22 protein-coding genes are annotated in these 15,982 nt (G+C 63.8%); 17 read left to right on the top strand and 5 right to left on the bottom strand.

Features of this window, described 5'->3' with window-relative positions; all coding sequences use genetic code 11:
* Nucleotides 1-13 precede the first annotated feature (13 nt).
* From nifT to PKKP23_RS04805, 6 genes are read left to right on the top strand one after another with little or no spacing between them, the layout of a single operon-like run.
* Complete coding sequence (nifT, locus tag PKKP23_RS04830) at nucleotides 14-232, top strand: putative nitrogen fixation protein NifT (protein ID WP_026121175.1); 219 nt, start codon at nucleotides 14-16, stop codon at nucleotides 230-232.
* Nucleotide 233: 1 nt separating this feature from the next.
* Nucleotides 234-515 carry a hypothetical protein gene (locus PKKP23_RS04825; RefSeq protein ID WP_126876000.1) on the top strand — a complete coding sequence of 94 codons (282 nt, stop codon included), beginning with the start codon at nucleotides 234-236 and terminating at the stop codon, nucleotides 513-515.
* On the top strand, nucleotides 502-1,665 hold the full coding sequence (locus tag PKKP23_RS04820; protein ID WP_126875999.1) for a DegT/DnrJ/EryC1/StrS family aminotransferase: 1,164 nt from the start codon (nucleotides 502-504) through the stop codon (nucleotides 1,663-1,665). Before PKKP23_RS04825 ends, PKKP23_RS04820 begins: the two co-directional genes overlap by 14 nt.
* A gap of 12 nt (nucleotides 1,666-1,677) precedes the next feature.
* Entirely contained in the window at nucleotides 1,678-2,526 is an 849-nt protein-coding gene (locus tag PKKP23_RS04815; RefSeq protein ID WP_126875998.1) for an SIR2 family NAD-dependent protein deacylase, read from the top strand.
* 48 nt (nucleotides 2,527-2,574) lie between these two features.
* Entirely contained in the window at nucleotides 2,575-2,871 is a 297-nt protein-coding gene (locus PKKP23_RS04810) for a 2Fe-2S iron-sulfur cluster-binding protein (RefSeq protein WP_026121177.1), read from the top strand.
* A 13-nt stretch (nucleotides 2,872-2,884) separates the two neighbouring features.
* Nucleotides 2,885-3,259, top strand: a complete 375-nt coding sequence (locus PKKP23_RS04805) for a hypothetical protein (protein ID WP_042302354.1) — start codon at nucleotides 2,885-2,887, stop codon at nucleotides 3,257-3,259.
* Nucleotides 3,260-3,282: 23 nt separating this feature from the next.
* On the opposite strand, the gene PKKP23_RS04800 is transcribed toward PKKP23_RS04805, so the two are convergent.
* The 5 genes from PKKP23_RS04800 to PKKP23_RS04780 all read right to left on the bottom strand — a co-directional run bounded on the left by PKKP23_RS04800 (nucleotide 3,283) and on the right by PKKP23_RS04780 (nucleotide 5,888).
* Nucleotides 3,283-3,525 (bottom strand): FmdB family zinc ribbon protein, encoded by a 243-nt coding sequence (locus PKKP23_RS04800; RefSeq protein WP_126875997.1) that lies wholly within the window; start codon nucleotides 3,523-3,525, stop codon nucleotides 3,283-3,285.
* 14 nt (nucleotides 3,526-3,539) lie between these two features.
* On the bottom strand, nucleotides 3,540-3,974 hold the full coding sequence (locus tag PKKP23_RS04795) for an ArsC/Spx/MgsR family protein (RefSeq protein WP_126875996.1): 435 nt from the start codon (nucleotides 3,972-3,974) through the stop codon (nucleotides 3,540-3,542).
* Nucleotides 3,975-4,014: 40 nt separating this feature from the next.
* On the bottom strand, nucleotides 4,015-4,656 hold the full coding sequence (locus PKKP23_RS04790) for an ankyrin repeat domain-containing protein (RefSeq protein WP_126875995.1): 642 nt from the start codon (nucleotides 4,654-4,656) through the stop codon (nucleotides 4,015-4,017).
* A 99-nt stretch (nucleotides 4,657-4,755) separates the two neighbouring features.
* Nucleotides 4,756-5,364 carry a hypothetical protein gene (locus PKKP23_RS04785; protein WP_126875994.1) on the bottom strand — a complete coding sequence of 203 codons (609 nt, stop codon included), beginning with the start codon at nucleotides 5,362-5,364 and terminating at the stop codon, nucleotides 4,756-4,758.
* Nucleotides 5,365-5,468: 104 nt separating this feature from the next.
* Nucleotides 5,469-5,888 (bottom strand): group II truncated hemoglobin, encoded by a 420-nt coding sequence (locus tag PKKP23_RS04780; RefSeq protein ID WP_126875993.1) that lies wholly within the window; start codon nucleotides 5,886-5,888, stop codon nucleotides 5,469-5,471.
* Nucleotides 5,889-6,316: 428 nt separating this feature from the next.
* On the opposite strand from PKKP23_RS04780, the gene nifH reads away from it, so the two are divergent.
* From nifH to PKKP23_RS04725, 11 genes are all read left to right on the top strand, one after another.
* The gene (gene nifH / locus PKKP23_RS04775; RefSeq protein ID WP_017773469.1) at nucleotides 6,317-7,198 is read left to right on the top strand and encodes a nitrogenase iron protein; all 882 of its coding nucleotides are present in this window, start codon (nucleotides 6,317-6,319) and stop codon (nucleotides 7,196-7,198) included.
* Nucleotides 7,199-7,283: 85 nt separating this feature from the next.
* Complete coding sequence (gene nifD, locus PKKP23_RS04770) at nucleotides 7,284-8,747, top strand: nitrogenase molybdenum-iron protein alpha chain (RefSeq protein WP_017773470.1); 1,464 nt, start codon at nucleotides 7,284-7,286, stop codon at nucleotides 8,745-8,747.
* A gap of 90 nt (nucleotides 8,748-8,837) precedes the next feature.
* A complete protein-coding gene (gene nifK / locus PKKP23_RS04765) occupies nucleotides 8,838-10,397 on the top strand; it encodes a nitrogenase molybdenum-iron protein subunit beta (protein WP_017773471.1) in 1,560 nt (519 codons plus the stop codon).
* A 12-nt stretch (nucleotides 10,398-10,409) separates the two neighbouring features.
* Nucleotides 10,410-10,730: a hypothetical protein gene (locus PKKP23_RS04760; RefSeq protein ID WP_126875992.1), complete on the top strand. Its 321-nt coding sequence runs from the start codon at nucleotides 10,410-10,412 to the stop codon at nucleotides 10,728-10,730.
* Between the two features lie 172 nt (nucleotides 10,731-10,902).
* Entirely contained in the window at nucleotides 10,903-12,396 is a 1,494-nt protein-coding gene (gene nifE / locus PKKP23_RS04755) for a nitrogenase iron-molybdenum cofactor biosynthesis protein NifE (RefSeq protein ID WP_126875991.1), read from the top strand.
* A gap of 31 nt (nucleotides 12,397-12,427) precedes the next feature.
* Nucleotides 12,428-13,819 carry a nitrogenase iron-molybdenum cofactor biosynthesis protein NifN gene (gene nifN, locus PKKP23_RS04750; RefSeq protein ID WP_126875990.1) on the top strand — a complete coding sequence of 464 codons (1,392 nt, stop codon included), beginning with the start codon at nucleotides 12,428-12,430 and terminating at the stop codon, nucleotides 13,817-13,819.
* Between the two features lie 25 nt (nucleotides 13,820-13,844).
* Nucleotides 13,845-14,261 carry a nitrogen fixation protein NifX gene (nifX, locus tag PKKP23_RS04745; protein ID WP_017773475.1) on the top strand — a complete coding sequence of 139 codons (417 nt, stop codon included), beginning with the start codon at nucleotides 13,845-13,847 and terminating at the stop codon, nucleotides 14,259-14,261.
* Nucleotides 14,254-14,748: a NifX-associated nitrogen fixation protein gene (locus PKKP23_RS04740; protein WP_126875989.1), complete on the top strand. Its 495-nt coding sequence runs from the start codon at nucleotides 14,254-14,256 to the stop codon at nucleotides 14,746-14,748. Before nifX ends, PKKP23_RS04740 begins: the two co-directional genes overlap by 8 nt.
* Nucleotides 14,749-14,762: 14 nt before the next feature.
* A complete protein-coding gene (locus PKKP23_RS04735; RefSeq protein ID WP_042302366.1) occupies nucleotides 14,763-14,960 on the top strand; it encodes a CCE_0567 family metalloprotein in 198 nt (65 codons plus the stop codon).
* A 28-nt stretch (nucleotides 14,961-14,988) separates the two neighbouring features.
* Nucleotides 14,989-15,294, top strand: a complete 306-nt coding sequence (fdxB, locus tag PKKP23_RS04730; protein WP_017773478.1) for a ferredoxin III, nif-specific — start codon at nucleotides 14,989-14,991, stop codon at nucleotides 15,292-15,294.
* A 12-nt stretch (nucleotides 15,295-15,306) separates the two neighbouring features.
* Entirely contained in the window at nucleotides 15,307-15,891 is a 585-nt protein-coding gene (locus PKKP23_RS04725) for a nitrogen fixation protein NifQ (protein ID WP_126875988.1), read from the top strand.
* The last annotated feature ends 91 nt before the right edge of the window (nucleotides 15,892-15,982 follow it).

Below are 15,982 nucleotides of genomic sequence, written 5' to 3'. Positions count from 1 at the left end.
AGGAGCTTCCGTCGTGAAAGTCATGATCCGCAAGGACAGCAAGGGCACGCTGACCGCTTACGTGCCCAAGAAGGATCTCGAGGAGCCCATCGTTTCGATGGCGAGCCCGCAGATGTGGGGCGGCCTCGTCACGCTCGCGAACGGCTGGCGGCTCGAGCTGCCCGAGATGGCGGCCGACACCACGCTGCCCATTACCGTGGAAGCGCGGCGTTTGGCCGACGTGGAGGACTGACATGGCGCTCGACACGACCCAGGTGCAGGCGATTGCCGAAGTGCTGCGTACGGCGCCCACCCTGTTCGATGCAGCCGCGAGTTGGCGCGAGCGCTATCCCAGCGTGCGCACGCTGCGCATCGGCGCCGACGAGATGCGCGACGAAACGCCGGCGCTCGAATGCGGCGCGCGCCGCGCGTACTTCGCGAGGTCGGACGGCATGTGCGTGTCCGTCACGCGCGAGGCCGGCGAAGCCAACATGGTGATCTTTGCCGAAGACGGAGCCGCGCATGGAACTCGATGAAATTGCGCTCAGCGAGCCCATGTGCGGCCCGCGCGAGATTGAACTCGTCAACGCGGTGTTGCAGTCATCGCGCTGGAGCGATGGCCCGCTGCTCGAATCGTTCGAGACGGCGTTTGCCGGCTGGTGTGGTCGCGCGCACGCCGTGGCCGTGGCGAGCGGCACGCTGGGCACGTGGATCGCGCTGCGCGCGCTCGGTCTGGGCGCAGGCGACGAGGTGATCTGCGCGTCGCACACGTGGCACCAGGTGGCGCAGGCCGTGACGCTCGCGGGCGCAACGCCGGTCTTCGCAGACATCGACTACTGGAGCGGCTGCCTGAGTGCAGCGAAGGCGCAGCAGAAGATCGGTCCGCGCACGCGCGCCATTCTGGCCGGCAACACCAACGGGCATCCCGCGGCGTGGGGGCCATTGCGCGAACTCGCTCGAACGCACGGCCTGACGCTGATCGAAGACAGCACCGAGGCTCTCGGCTCGCGCTACATGGGCCGCAACGTCGGAACGTTCGGCGATGTATCGGTGTTCGATTTCTCCGCACCTTCGGCGCTGTGCACCGGCGAAGGCGGCATGCTCGTAACCGACGACGAGCGCCTTGCGCACGAACTGCGCTACCTGCGCCAGCGGCGTCTCGCGGACCGCGAGTCGGTCTCGGTCGGCGCGCGCGTGCCGTTGCAGGCCGGCATGAGCGAACTCACGGCGGCACTCGGTCTCGCGCAACTGGCGGGGCTGGACGAACGGCTTGCACGGCGCAAGCAGGTGGAAGCCTGGTATCACGAAGCGATGCAGAGCTTCGAAGGCATCAAGCCGCCCTATCTCGCGGAAGACGTCGAGGAAGTGCACTGGATGCTTTACGTCGTGCACCTCGGCAAGCGCTTCACGCAGAGTGCGCGCACACAGATGATCGACGACATGAAAGCGTGCGGCGTGGAAACAGCGGCCTACAGCCACCCGCTGCACGAGCAGTTCCACTACATGAATTCGGGCGATGCCATCGGCCGCAAACGCGGCACGCTGCCCGACACCGAACGCATCGGCGACCGCGCGCTTGCGCTGCCGCTGCACACGCAACTCGACGCGGACCAGGTGCGCTACATCGTGAAGACGCTGAAGGACACTGCGACGAACGTGGGCGCGGGCGCCGCCATTTACCTCTGAGGGACCGCATTCATGAGCCTTCCCGTTTCAATCGAGCACATTGCCCGCCAGATCGAAGACGGCAACGTGGTGCCGTATCTGGGGCCCGGCATGCTCGCGCTGTGCGACGACGTCCGGGTGCCGGCCACTGCCGGGGCGCTCGCGCAGATCATGACCGCCCGCGTTTCCGTGCCCCACAAGATCCGCAACCGGCTCACGCAGGCCGCGCAGTTCATCGAGAACTTCAAGCATCGCAAGTCGGTGGTGAGCCTCATGAACGAGGCGTTCGGCGTAACGCCCGTGCCTTCGGCGCTGCACCGCGCGCTTGCGGCGAGTGGGGCGGGCCTGTACGTCGATAGCTGGTACGACGACACGTTCGCCACCGCACTGGCCGACGCGCGGCCCGCAGGCCAGTGGGCGCAGGTGCAGGGGCTTTCGCAGGCGGAGCACTTCGGCCAGTGGTTTGGTGCATACGATGCAGTGGGCGCGCCGCTCGAAGACGTGCCGGCGGCCGGCGCACTGCTCTACAAGCCCATCGGCTCGCATGCGCCGGCGGGCAACTATCTCGTGTCGGACAGCGACTATGTGGAGGTGCTGACCGAGATCGACATCCAGACGCCGATTCCTCCCGCCGTGCAGACATGGCGCAGCGGCCGCAGCTTCCTGTTTCTGGGCTGCCGCTTCGACGACCAACTGGCGCGCAGCTTCGCACGGCAGATCATGAAGCGTTCGTCGGGCACGCACTGGGCAGTGCTGCCCGACGAGCCCACGCGCATGGAGGCACGCTTTCTCGCCGAGCAGCAGATCACCCGCATCGCCATGCCGCTCGCGACGTTCGCCGACGAACTGGTGAGCGCGTTGCAACCTGCGCTGGCGGCCTGAGCCGGCGCCTTTCATTACCTTCCCACTCTCCACGTTACACATCACATCATGACGACTTTGACCGTACTGCCTTCGGGCAAGACCTACGACGTGACGGCCGGCACCACGCTGCTCCAGGCACTGCGCGATGCGGGCGAAAACATTGCGCACAAATGCGACGGCAAGGCCGAATGCGGATCGTGCCATCTGTTCGTGCAGGAAGGGCGCAAGAGCCTTTCGAAAATTCAGCGCACCGAGAACGAGAAGCTCGACACGATTGTGGGCGTGGGCTCGAAATCGCGCCTCGCGTGCCAGGCGGTGCTGGGCGACGAAGCCGTAACGGTCGAACTGCTTAGCTTTGTTTGAGCGGAACGGCACCATGAACGGAGCGCGCGCGATCGAGGACAGCGCCAGGCTGTCCATCGTCGAGCAGGCGGGCATCGTGGTGATGACGCTGGCCGAAGGGATCGGGCGCGACGAACTGTTGCGCTCGCGGCTCACGCGCACGGAGGTGCATCGCCAGTTGCTGAGGCTGGCGGACGGCGCACTCGGTCTTAGCGAACCGATATGCGCGGCGATGCCCGAGATCGACTGGATCGGCTGGCAGCGCGTGCGTGCACGGCTCGCGCTGCCGCCCGGCGCTGAGCATGACGACGCGTTGTGGTTCGCGTGCGAGTCCCTGGTGCCTGCAACGCTGCTGTGGCTGCGCGTGCATCGTCAGCGCCAGGGCGCGTTGTTTCGGATGACGATCTAGGTTGTGTGATCCAGGCTCCGCCTTCAGCGCTGACGCAGCAGCTTGCTGCGTTCGGCCGCGGAATAGTGGCTCATGTGCCCTTCGCGCGCGGCCTGACGGCGTGCCGACGCGATGATGGCCTTGCTGCGCCCCGGCGGCACGGGCGCGCTAACCTGCTTGTCGAGCACGACGCTGCCGCAGCGCGGACAGACGGGCGTGGTGCCGGCGCGCACCAGCGTTTCGAACTGCAACTGGCAATCACGGCAGTGATAGTCGTAAAGCGGCATCGCAAGACTCCTGTTCAATGGGACGGGGCATCGCAGCCGCTCGTCGCGGCGGCGCAGCCCTCGAGAGACGGCGGCATGCGGGCGATAGCGGTCTCGTGTCCAAGGCCTATCCATGCATGCACGCGGGCCATGTCGAAGCCCACCATGCGCGTGTCGCCCACCTCCATCAGCGGGCGGCGAATCAGCAGCGGATGAGCCAGCAGCAGCGCGAGCGCGTTGCCGGCGTTGAGCGACTCGGGCACGATGCGGCCGGACTTGATGTCGGGCGCCGCGCGGTTGAACCACTCGGGCACGGGCAGCGGATCCAGGAACACGAGCAGCGTGCGCGGTGTCCATGGCCAACGCAACAGGTTGCGCACCTCCAGCGTATGACCCGCAGCCACAAGCAGCGCTTGCTGCTTCGCATTGCCGCCGCAACCGGGCTTCTCGTAGAACGTGATGTGAGCCATGTGCGTTGCTCCTCGTGTGGCCGCGGTGGTGTGCTGCGGCTCAAGCGGCCTTGTCTGAGACGAGCGCAAATACCTCCGCCGCGTTGGCGGGGTGCGCGGCGTCGATGATCTGAAGGGCCGTGTACGCATGGTGCGAAGACCCGTTGCGTTTGTCGTTGTCCAGACGGCGCGCCGTGCGCAGCAGTTCGAAGCCGCGGTCGGCGGCCATGTCGAGTGCGTTGCGGCCGTCCGGCGCATAGAGCCCTTCGCTCGCGCCGAGCGAGAGCAGCAGTTGCATCACCTCGACGCGCCCGCTCGCCGCGGCCTGCATGAGGCAGGTGATGTCGCTGTCGTTCGCGTGGTCGATCTCGATGCCCGCTTCAACAAGGCGCAGAAGCGTGGCGGGCGCACCGCCCAGGCACGCGTACCACAGGGCGTTGTTGCCCTCGTCGTCGAGCGCGTCGACGTGCACGCCTGCTTCGAGCAGCGCGGCGACGACGTTGTCCTCGCCATGCAGCGACGCCAGCATGAGCGGCGTGACGCCTTCGTAGCTGCGTGAATGAAAGTCGGGGAAGTCGCGAATCGAGAGCCACGTTGCGAGCGCTGTAGGTACGTTGCTTTGTGTGCTCGTATCAACGGACGGTACAACGCGGCGGCCGGCGCTTTCGTGCACGACGGGGACGATGTCGGTGTGCAGTGACATGAGCGCGCTCCGGTTCGGGGTGCTGTCAGGGTGGGTACGTCGTGGCGCATCGGCAAAGCGGTGCACCACGAGCAGGGCACGAATACGTTCAACCGGTCTTCAGACCGGCCGGTTCTCGCTGGGGTCGCGCACAGGGCCCATCAATTCGAGGCCTTCCGCGTAGGTGATCGTGTCGAAGGTCACGTCGAAGCGGAGCGCGGCGTCGGCAATCGCGTCGAGCTTGCCCGCCGTGTCCTTCTTCTTGAGGTCGTTCTTCTCGAGGTAAAGCAGTTCGAGCATCTCGTTGTAGACCGTGGATTCGAGGATGGGCAGCACGTAGAACATCGCGCCCTTGTACGGCACCTGGTAGCGCTTGCTGAGGTCGATGTTGTCGCAGAACAGAAAGTACTTGCCGCCCGCGGACAATGCTTCGCCCAGCACTTCGGCCACGTCTTTCAGATGCTCGAAGCTCAGCAGCCAGCCGGCGAAGAACGGCAGCTGCGGCTCGCCGGTTTTCGCGATGGCCATCACCTGCTCGCACGAAAGCTCGGGCGGGCGAGCCTCGTCGGCCAGCTTCGGTGCGAAACGCAGCGCGAGTTCGCCGCGAAAGCCCACGCGGCCGAACGTGTTCGTGAGCCCCTTGAAGACCGGGTTGAGCAAGCGGCCTTCCTGTTCCAGCCGGGCGAAGGCGGTGTTGTCGAGTTCCTTGCGGATGAGCGTGTCGGTCATGACGGATTCCTTGGCTACATAGCTTCGAGGGCGGCTGCGTCGCAGATTGCCGCTTCGTTTTGCTTCATTTCGTTCATTACTTCGTCGGCACAACGCCTGCTTTTTCAGCTGCCGTTGTTGCGCATCCAGTCCGCGATCTTGAAGAACGCGAGCATCAGCTTGTCGCGCAGCGCCGCATCCGTGCCGGTCTCGTCGAGTGCGGCGCGCATGCAGGCAAGCCATGCGTCGCGCTCGGCCGTGCCGATGGGAAACGCAGCGTGACGCATGCGCAGCCGCGGGTGGCCGCGTTCTTCCGAATAGCGCTTCGGCCCGCCCAGCCATTCGCAGAGATACCGCACGAGCACGGTTTTCACAGGCGCGAGGTCGGGGCCATGCATCGCGCGAATGATGCGTGCGTCGGGCCGCGTGTCCATCTGCCGGTAGAACGCATCCACGAGGCGTGTGACCGCGGGCTCGCCGCCTATCGCTTCGAAATGCGGTGAAGCGTGGCTGGCATCCACAACAGGAACGGTGAGCGGGTTCATGGCCGGCTGCGGTGCAACAACCGTACCAGCGACAAAACACGCCACTCACGCATGAGCGCATGCGCCAGGGCTTTCGCACACGGTGTTGTTTGCGACGAAACGCCCACGCTTTTGTCGGGAAGCCGACAGCGCGACTGTCGCGTCGCACGCGCTACAACGCCGCAGCGCGAATGCCCTGAACCGCGCCCAAAGCCCGCTATAGCGGGGATTCCGAAGTTTTTCGGCAGATCGCACGAAAGATGGCACGGAAGCTGCACTGGAGCCGTCCGCGGACACACTCCGGCCCATGCGTGAATCGAGAGAAGAAGACCATACGGACACCACCGGCTGAGGACCTGGTCGCAGCTTTGCAGTCTGCCTGGCAGCTCTGCTTTTCGGCTTTGGTACGCACCCCTCGTTTCAACCTATTCCTGAACTGGAGAATGTGAATGTCTCAACTTCGGCAAATCGCCTTTTATGGCAAAGGTGGCATCGGCAAGTCCACCACGTCGCAGAACACGCTCGCGGCGCTCACCGACCTCGGCCAGAAGATCCTCATCGTCGGCTGCGACCCGAAGGCCGACTCGACGCGTCTGATCCTGCACGCGAAAGCACAGGACACCATCCTCTCGCTCGCGGCAGAAGCGGGTTCGGTGGAAGACCTCGAACTCGATGACGTGATGAAGATCGGCTACAAGGACATTCGCTGCGTCGAATCGGGCGGTCCGGAACCGGGCGTCGGTTGCGCCGGCCGCGGCGTGATTACGTCGATCAACTTCCTCGAAGAAAACGGCGCGTACGACGGCGTGGACTACGTGTCGTACGACGTGCTGGGCGACGTGGTGTGCGGCGGCTTCGCCATGCCCATTCGCGAAAACAAGGCGCAGGAAATCTACATCGTGATGTCGGGCGAGATGATGGCCATGTATGCGGCCAACAACATCTCCAAGGGCATTCTCAAGTATGCGAACAGCGGCGGCGTGCGCCTGGGCGGCCTCGTCTGCAACGAGCGCCAGACCGACAAGGAACTGGAGCTGGCCGAAGCGCTCGCGGGCATGCTCGGTTCGCGGCTCATCCACTTCGTGCCGCGCGACAACATCGTGCAGCACGCGGAACTGCGCCGCATGACGGTGATCGAGTTCGCGCCGGATTCGAATCAGGCGAACGAGTACCGCCAGCTTGCGAGCAAGATCCACAACAACGCCGGCAACGGCACGATCCCGACGCCGATCACGATGGATCAGCTCGAAGATCTGCTGATGGAGCACGGCATCATGAAGGCGATCGACGAATCGCAGGTTGGCAAGACGGCCGACGAACTGGTCGCCTGAACCCGCAGAGACGGCCGCCCGCGCGTTGCGCACCGCGCGCGGGCCGTCACGCAGCGACGCACAATTTTCACATCTGGAGCATTCCATGACCGCCACGGTTGAAGAGCGCAAGGCCGCGAACAAGGCCCTGATCGACGAAGTGCTAAAGGCCTATCCCGAGAAAATGGCCAAGCGGCGCGCCAAGCATTTGGGAACCTTCGAAGAGGGCAAGCCCGACTGTGGCGTGAAGTCCAACATCAAATCGCTGCCCGGCGTGATGACCATTCGCGGCTGCGCCTACGCGGGTTCGAAAGGCGTGGTCTGGGGGCCGATCAAGGACATGATTCACATCAGCCACGGCCCGGTGGGCTGCGGCCAGTACTCGTGGGCCGCGCGCCGCAACTACTACATCGGCACCACGGGAATCGACACGTTCGTCACCATGCAGTTCACGTCCGACTTCCAGGAGAAGGACATCGTGTTCGGTGGCGACAAGAAGCTCGACAAGATCATCGACGAGATTCAGGAACTGTTCCCGCTCAACAAGGGCATCTCGATTCAGAGCGAATGTCCGATCGGGCTGATCGGCGACGACATCGAGGCCGTGTCGAAGAAGAAGAGCAAGCAGTACGAAGGCCACACGATTGTGCCCGTGCGTTGCGAAGGCTTTCGCGGCGTGAGCCAGTCGCTTGGCCACCATCTGGCGAACGACGCCATTCGCGATTGGGTATTCGACAAGACGGATGCGGCCAAGCGCCCCGAGTTCGAATCCACGCCGTACGACGTGGCGATTATCGGCGACTACAACATTGGCGGCGATGCGTGGTCGAGCCGCATCCTGCTCGAAGAAATCGGCCTGCGCGTAATCGCGCAATGGTCCGGCGACGGCTCCCTCGCAGAACTGGAGAACACGCCGAAGGCCAAGCTCAACGTGCTGCACTGCTACCGGTCGATGAACTACATCAGCCGGCACATGGAAGAGAAGTACGGCATTCCGTGGGTCGAATACAACTTCTTCGGCCCTTCGATGATCGAGAAGAGCCTGCGCGAGATTGCGAGCCATTTCGACGACACCATCAAGGCGAACGCGGAACGCGTGATCGCGAAGTACCGCCCGCTGGTGGACGCCGTGATTGCGAAGTTCAAGCCGCGTCTGCAGAGCAAGAAGGTGATGCTGTTCGTGGGCGGGCTGCGTCCGCGCCACGTGATCGGCGCGTATGAAGACCTCGGCATGGACGTGGTGGGCACGGGCTACGAGTTCGGCCACAACGACGACTATCAGCGCACCACGCACTACGTGAAAGACGGCACGCTGATTTACGACGACGTGACGGGCTACGAGTTCGAGAAGTTCGTCGAGCAGGTGCAGCCGGACCTGGTGGGCTCGGGCATCAAGGAAAAGTACGTGTTCCAGAAGATGGGCGTGCCGTTCCGCCAGATGCACAGCTGGGACTATTCGGGCCCGTACCACGGCTACGACGGTTTCGCGATCTTCGCGCGCGACATGGACATGGCGATTTCGAGCCCCGTGTGGGGACTTGCGAAGGCGCCCTGGAAAAACGCGGCATAAAACAGCAGTTTTCAGGCGCAAGCGGTCGGCGGCCGGCGAGGCCGCCGCTTCGGTCGCCGACCTCATCGATACCGATTCAGGAGTGACGTCATGCCCCAATCCGCCGACAGGATTCTCGATCACGAGCTGCTGTTCCGCGAGCCGGAGTATCAGGAAATATTCCGTACCAAGAAAGAGAACTTCGAGTTCAACCATCCCGACGAGACAGTCAAGCAGATCGTCGAATGGACCAAGACCGAAGACTACAAGCAGAAGAACTTCGCCCGCGATTCGCTCACGGTGAACCCCGCCAAGGCATGCCAGCCGCTCGGCGCGGTCTACGTGGCCAACGGCTTTCACAAGACGCTTTCGTTCGTGCACGGCTCGCAGGGCTGCGTGGCGTACTACCGCTCGCATTTCTCGCGGCACTTCAAGGAGCCCACGTCGTGCGTGAGTTCTTCGATGACGGAAGACGCCGCAGTGTTCGGCGGCCTCAACAACATGATCGACGGCCTCGCGAACGCGTACAACCTCTACAAGCCCGAGATGATCGCTGTTTCGACCACGTGCATGGCGGAGGTGATCGGCGACGACCTTGACGCTTTCATCAAGAACAGCAAGCAGAAGGGCAGCGTGCCGGAAGACTACGACGTGCCGTTCGCCCACACGCCGGCCTTTGTGGGCAGCCACGTGACGGGCTACGACAACGCGTTGCTCGGCATTCTTAAGCACTTCTGGGGCGGCAAGGCCGGCACCACTGCGCCGCTCGTGCGCGTGCCGGACGAGAGCGTGAACTTCATCGGCGGCTTCGACGGCTTCGTCGTGGGCAACATGAAGGAAATTCGCCGCATCTTCGAACTGTTCGGCGTGCAGGTGAACGTGATCTGCGACCCGTCGGAAACGTGGAATACGCCCACCGACGGCGAATTCCGCATGTACGAGGGCGGCACGACGAAGGAGGAGGTGGAGCGCGCGCTGCACGCGAAGGCCACTTTCGTGTTCCAGGAATACTGCTGCGAGAAGACCGCGAAGTTCATCGCGGAACACGGGCAGGAAGTCGTGGTGCTCAACGCGCCGGTTGGCGTGGCGGGCACCGACCGCTTCCTGATGGAAATTTCGCGTGTGACGGGCAAGCCCATTCCCGCGCAACTCGAAAAGGAGCGCGGCCAACTGGTGGATGCGATGGCGGACAGCCAGGCCCACCTGCACGGCAAGCGTTTCGCGCTGTACGGCGACCCGGACCAGATGCTCGGCTACACGCAGTTCCTGCTCGAACTGGGCGCGGAACCGGCGCACGTGCTGGCGACCAACGGCAACGACGATTGGGCCGCGAAAGTGCAGGCGCTCTTCGACGCCTCGCCTTACGGCGCAGGCTGCAAGGTGTACCCGAAGCGCGACCTGTGGCACATGCGTTCGCTGCTGTACACGGAACCGGTGGACTTCCTGATCGGCAACACCTACGGCAAGTATCTGGAGCGCGATACGAAGACGCCGCTCATTCGCATGGTGTTCCCGATCTTCGACCGCCATCACTACCATCGCTACCCGACGTGGGGCTACGACGGTGCGCTGCGCGTGCTGGTCATGCTGCTGGACGAGTTCTTCGAGACGCTCGATGCGAACACCATCGTGCCCGCGAAGACCGACTACAGCTACGACATCATTCGCTGAAGGGGCGCAGCAATGGCAGACCCGGTACTCGTCAAGGTTACGCGGGACGGCCGCAAGGTCGAGGTGATCGACGGCTGGGTCTGCCTGGCTGGCGTGCGTGAAGCGGACCATCTGGTGCCGGTTATCGAGCATCCGAACCGCCAGGCGATTACGCGCAACGTGCCGGGCGCCACGCACGTGGCGGGACGGTTGCCGTTGAACCACGCCGAAGCGGCCATTGCGCAGGGGGCCATGGCCGCGTCACAACGTGCGTTCGATGCGAGCCCGGCCGGCATTACACAGCGCATCCGTTTCGCGGTGTGGGCGAAGAGTGCGGCGGAAGGGGCGGAGTAGTCGGTCCACTGTCTGTCGCAATTCCTTCAAAGCGGCCAATCTGCGTTTCGATGACGACAATCGGCATGCACGTCTCTCGCCGCAAGCACGGCCGTAGCGCGCGTTGCAGGCAATCAACCCGTGGTACGGAACTTGCCAGTTTCGATTCACCCCACATCGTCAGGAGCCCGTCATGTCCGCTTCGCTCAAGGCCAAGATTGCCGAAGTCTTCGACGAGCCCGGTTGCGACAAGAACCAGGGCAAAAGCGAAAAGGAGCGCAAGAAGGGCTGCACGAAGCAACTCTCGCCTGGCGCGGCCGCGGGCGGCTGCGCATTCGACGGTGCAAAGATCGCGTTGCAGCCCGTGGTGGATGTTGCGCATCTCGTGCATGGGCCTATCGCATGCGAAGGCAATTCGTGGGACAACCGCCATGCAGCGTCGTCGGGTTCCACGCTTTACCGCACGGGCTTTACGACGGACATCAACGAACTCGACGTGGTGTACGGCGGCGAGAAGCGGCTTTTCAGAAGCGTGCGCGAGATCATCGAGAAATACGATCCGCCTGCCGTGTTCGTCTATCAGACCTGCGTGACGGCGCTCATTGGCGACGACATCGAAGCGGTCTGCAAACGCGCATCGGAGAAGTTCGGCAAGCCCGTCATTCCCGTCAATTCACCGGGCTTCGCGGGACCGAAGAATCTGGGCAACAAGCTGGGAGGCGAGGCGCTGCTCGACTACGTGATCGGCACGCGCGAGCCGGAATATACGACGCCGTACGACATCAACATCATCGGCGAATACAACCTCTCGGGCGAACTGTGGCAGACCAAGCCGCTGCTCGACGCGCTGGGCGTCCGCATTCTCTCGTGTATTTCGGGCGATGGCCGCTACAACGAGATTGCCGGCTCGCATCGTGCGAAGGTCAACATGATGGTCTGCTCGAAGTCGATGATCAACATCGCGACGAAGATGCAGCAGCGCTACGGCATTCCATATTTCGAGGGCTCGTTTTACGGCATTGGCGACATGAGCGATACGTTGCGGCAGATCGCGAAGCTGCTGGTGCAGCAGGGCGCGCCGGAAGCCCTGCTGGAACGCACGGAACGTTTGATTGCCGCCGAAGAGGCGCGCGCGTGGGCACGCATTGCGCGCTATCGCGAGCGGCTGAAAGGCAAGCGTGTGCTGCTCATTACGGGCGGCGTGAAATCGTGGTCGGTGGTCGCCGCGCTGCAGGAAGCCGGGCTCGAAATTGTGGGCACGAGCGTCAAGAAGAGCACGAAAGAGGACAAGGAGAAGATCAAGGAGATCATGGGTGACGACGCCCACATGATCGACGACATGACGCCGCGCGAGATGTACACCATGCTGCGCGATGCGAAGGCGGACATCATGCTGTCCGGCGGGCGCTCGCAATTCGTCGCGCTGAAGGCGCGCATGCCGTGGCTCGACATCAACCAGGAGCGGCATCACCCGTATGGGGCGTACGAGGGGATGGTGGAACTCGTGCACGAGATCGACCGCGCGATTCACAACCCCGTGTGGCAGCAGGTGCGCATTCCCGCGCCCTGGGGTGACGACGGTGAAACGCTGAACGCTGTACGTGCGCCTGTTGCGGCTGTCGAGCCCGCCGCTTTTGCCGGTGTGCGCGCATGGGCGATGGGACTCGAGCCCGGCGTGCCGGCCTGAATGCAAGCGAGCGCAAGGGGAGCTGAGAATCATGGCCGTGGTCGTCGAATCGAAGAAAGCCTGTGCGGTCAATCCGCTCAAGATGAGCCAGCCGCTTGGCGCGAGCTACGCGTTCATGGGGCTCGACGCGTGCATGCCGGTCATGCACGGCTCGCAGGGCTGCACGTCGTTCGGTCTCGTGCTGCTGGTGCGGCACTTCAAGGAAGCCATTCCGCTACAGACCACGGCGATGAACGAGGTCACCACGATTCTGGGCGGCTACGAAAACGTGGAGACGGCGCTGCTCAACATCCGCAAGCGCGCGGCGCCGAAGATCATCGCGATCTGTTCCACGGGTCTCACCGAAACGAAGGGCGACGACGTGGAGGGCTATCTCACGACAGTGCGCAAGCGCAAGCCCGAGCTGGACGATACGGAACTGGTCTACGTGTCCACGCCTGACTACGTGGGTGGTTTCGAAGACGGCTACCGGCACGCCGTTACGGCCATCGTGAAGGCGCTGGTCAAGCCGTTGCCCGTGGCCGCGAGGCAGATCACGTTGCTGCCCGGCAGTCATCTTTCGCCGGCCGATATCGACGAACTGCGCGAGATCGTTACCGCATTCGGGCTCGACGTCATCGTGCTGCCCGATCTCTCGGGCTCGCTCGATGGCCACATTGCGCCGGACTGGCGCGGCACCACACTGGGCGGCACGACGCTCGAACAGATTCGTGCGGCCGGGGCGTCGGCGTTCACGATCGGTGTGGGCGAGCAAACGCGCGAAGGCGCGCAGGCGTTGCAGGACGTGGCGGGCACGCCGTTCGAGATATTCGGGCGCCTGACCGGGCTCGAACCTAACGACCGCCTGCTTCAGCGCCTCGCGCAACTGTCGGGGCGGCCGGTGCCCGCGAAATACCGCAGGCAGCGCAGCCAGTTGCTCGATGCGATGCTCGACGGCCACTTCTACACGGGCGGCATCAAGGTTGCGATTGGCGCGGAGCCGGACCTGCTGCTCGCGCTCGGCGCGTTGCTGCATGAAATGGGCGCGGAGCTTGCCGTCTGCATCAGCACCACGGCGTCGCCTTCGCACGAACAGCTACCGGCGAGCGAAGTGGTGCTGGGCGACCTGGAAGACATGGAACGCGCCGCACGCGACTGCGATCTGCTCATCACGCATTCGCACGGCCGGCAGATGGCGGAGCGGCTCGGCAAGCCGCTCATGCGCGTGGGCTTTCCGGTGTTCGACCGCGTGGGCAATGCACACCGCTGCCAGGTGGGTTATCGCGGCACGATGAACCTGATCTTCGAAGTCGCGAATCTCATGATCGAACAGATTGCCCATCACCATCCCGGCGACTGGCCGCTGCCGCAGGCGTCGGTGGATCTGGCCGCGCGCGACCCCGCGCGTGAAGTGAAGATTCCGGTCGTTGCGGCCGGTGCGTGAACCAACGGCACGAGGAGCCCCACTCATGAAAATCGCATTTGCGACCCAGGACAAGGTGCACGTCGATGCGCACTTCGGCTGGGCCAAAAGCATCGTCACTTACGACGTAACGGCGGACGGCCACACGTTCGTCGAAACGTTCGACTTCGGCGGCAAGCTGGAAGAAGACGGCGACGAAGACAAGCTCGCACCCAAGCTCGAAGCGGTCAAGGACTGCGCGATTCTGTACGTTGCCGCGATTGGCGGCTCCGGCGCGGCGCGCGTGGTGGCGCTGAAGATTCATCCCATCAAGGTGCCGCAGCCGGAGCCTATCGAAGCCATTCTCGTGAAGCTGCGCGACGTGCTGAAAGGCACGCCGCCGCCGTGGCTGCGCAAGGCGCTCGCGAAAGACGGGGCACGCTCATACGATTTCGAAGAGAACGACGAGGTATCTCATGGCTGAAGCCATCACCAATGAAACGCGCGCCGACACGGAAGACGACGCGCTGCTGCTGGCCACGCCGTTCGTCCAGCAGCTCATCCGCCAGTTGCGCGCGCAGGACACGCACGGCACGTGGGAAGGCAAGAGCGATCTGCAACTGCTGAAGCGGTACATCCTCACGCCCGAGGAACGCCGTGCGATTCCGATCATGGGCGACCCGGACCCCGAAACGCTCTGGCATCTGGAGCTGTTCTACAACGCGATCGCGGTGGCGATCGAGCGCGAAACGGGGCAGATGGTGTCGCCGATGATGAAGATGAGCCACGAAGGATTCGGCCGCATGGTGCTGATTGCGGGGCGGCTCGTGGTGGTCAACAAGCAGCTGCGCGACGTGCATCGCTTCGGGTTTCCGTCGCTCGCGAAGCTGGCCGAGGCGGGCGGCAAGTTTCTCAATGAAGCGGTGGAAATGATCCGCACGTATCCGGCTGTCGCGCAATACGGCGCGTGAAAGGGGAGAACACGATGACCGATGCCGACGAACTGAAGGCGCGCCTGAAAAAGCTCAACGCGCAGGCCACGCAGGCGAAGATGGACCTGCACGATCTTTCCGAGGAACTACCGACGAACTGGGAACAGATTCTCGCCGTCGCGCAGCGCTGCCACGACGCGCACGCGGCGCTCATGGATGCACGCAAGGCCGCAGCCGCGGCCTCGGCGTGAGCCGGCCGAAACCACCATAGAGGCGACCATGAGCGATACCTTCAGCGTGACGCTGCCAAGCGGCGAGACCTGGACGCCGACCTTCGTGTCGACGCTCGACGAGGAAAAATGCATCGGCTGCGGACGGTGCTTTCGCGTGTGCCCGCGTGGCGTGCTCGAACTCGTGGGGCTCGACGACGAAGGCGCGCACATTCGCCTCGACGGCGACGACGAAGACGACGAGTACGAAAAGAAGGTCATGACGATCGCGCATCGCGAGCTGTGCATCGGCTGCACGGCGTGCGCGAAGATCTGCCCGAAGAAGTGCTATACGCACGCGGCCGCGCAGATCTGAGCGCATCGCATCATGAACTTCCACGCCACGCTGATGCGCCACGCGGTTAGCACCGACAACCCGACGGTGCTGGCGCTTGCCGGGGTGCTCGCGTCCGCGTTCGAGCGGGACGGCGTGCACGTACTGCCCATTCGCGGTCTCGATGTGCAGCAAACGCAATGGCTGCTCGCCCGCTGGTTTCCCGGCGCAGAGGCGGCGCTTGCGCCTGCGTGGGCCGCGGTTTCTGTTCAGGTATCGGAGCACGTATCGCAGTGCGGCTCGCGCTACGACGAAGTGGAAGACCTCGTGACGCTGTTCGCTGATCACGTCGATCCGCGTGCGGGCACGCGCGAGGAAGCCACCTGTGTGGCGCATGCGCTGGCGTGCGCGTGCCTGGGTGCCAATCATCTCTGGCAGGACCTGCGATTGCCGTCGCGGCGTGAGCTTTCCGCGCTGATGGGGTACTGGTATCCGCGGCTCGCCGCAAAGAACGTCCACGACATGAAGTGGAAGAAGTTCTTTTACAAGCAACTGTGCGAGCGTGAAGGACTGTTCGTCTGCAAGGCGCCGAGTTGCGGCGTGTGCACGGACTACGCGCACTGCTTCGGGCCCGAGTAGGTGGCCGGCCGGTTCCGGCCTGGTACTCGCTTTGTCGTGCCCACCGTTATGTATCGCGATATATAGCCAACAAACTGGACAAGACATCCGA

The sequence above is a fragment of the Paraburkholderia kururiensis JCM 10599 = LMG 19447 genome, assembly GCF_003986935.1.
GTDB lineage: Bacteria > Pseudomonadota > Gammaproteobacteria > Burkholderiales > Burkholderiaceae > Paraburkholderia > Paraburkholderia kururiensis.
Note: the sequence above shows the minus strand (reverse complement) of the source record. Positions and strands in the feature narration are given on the sequence as shown.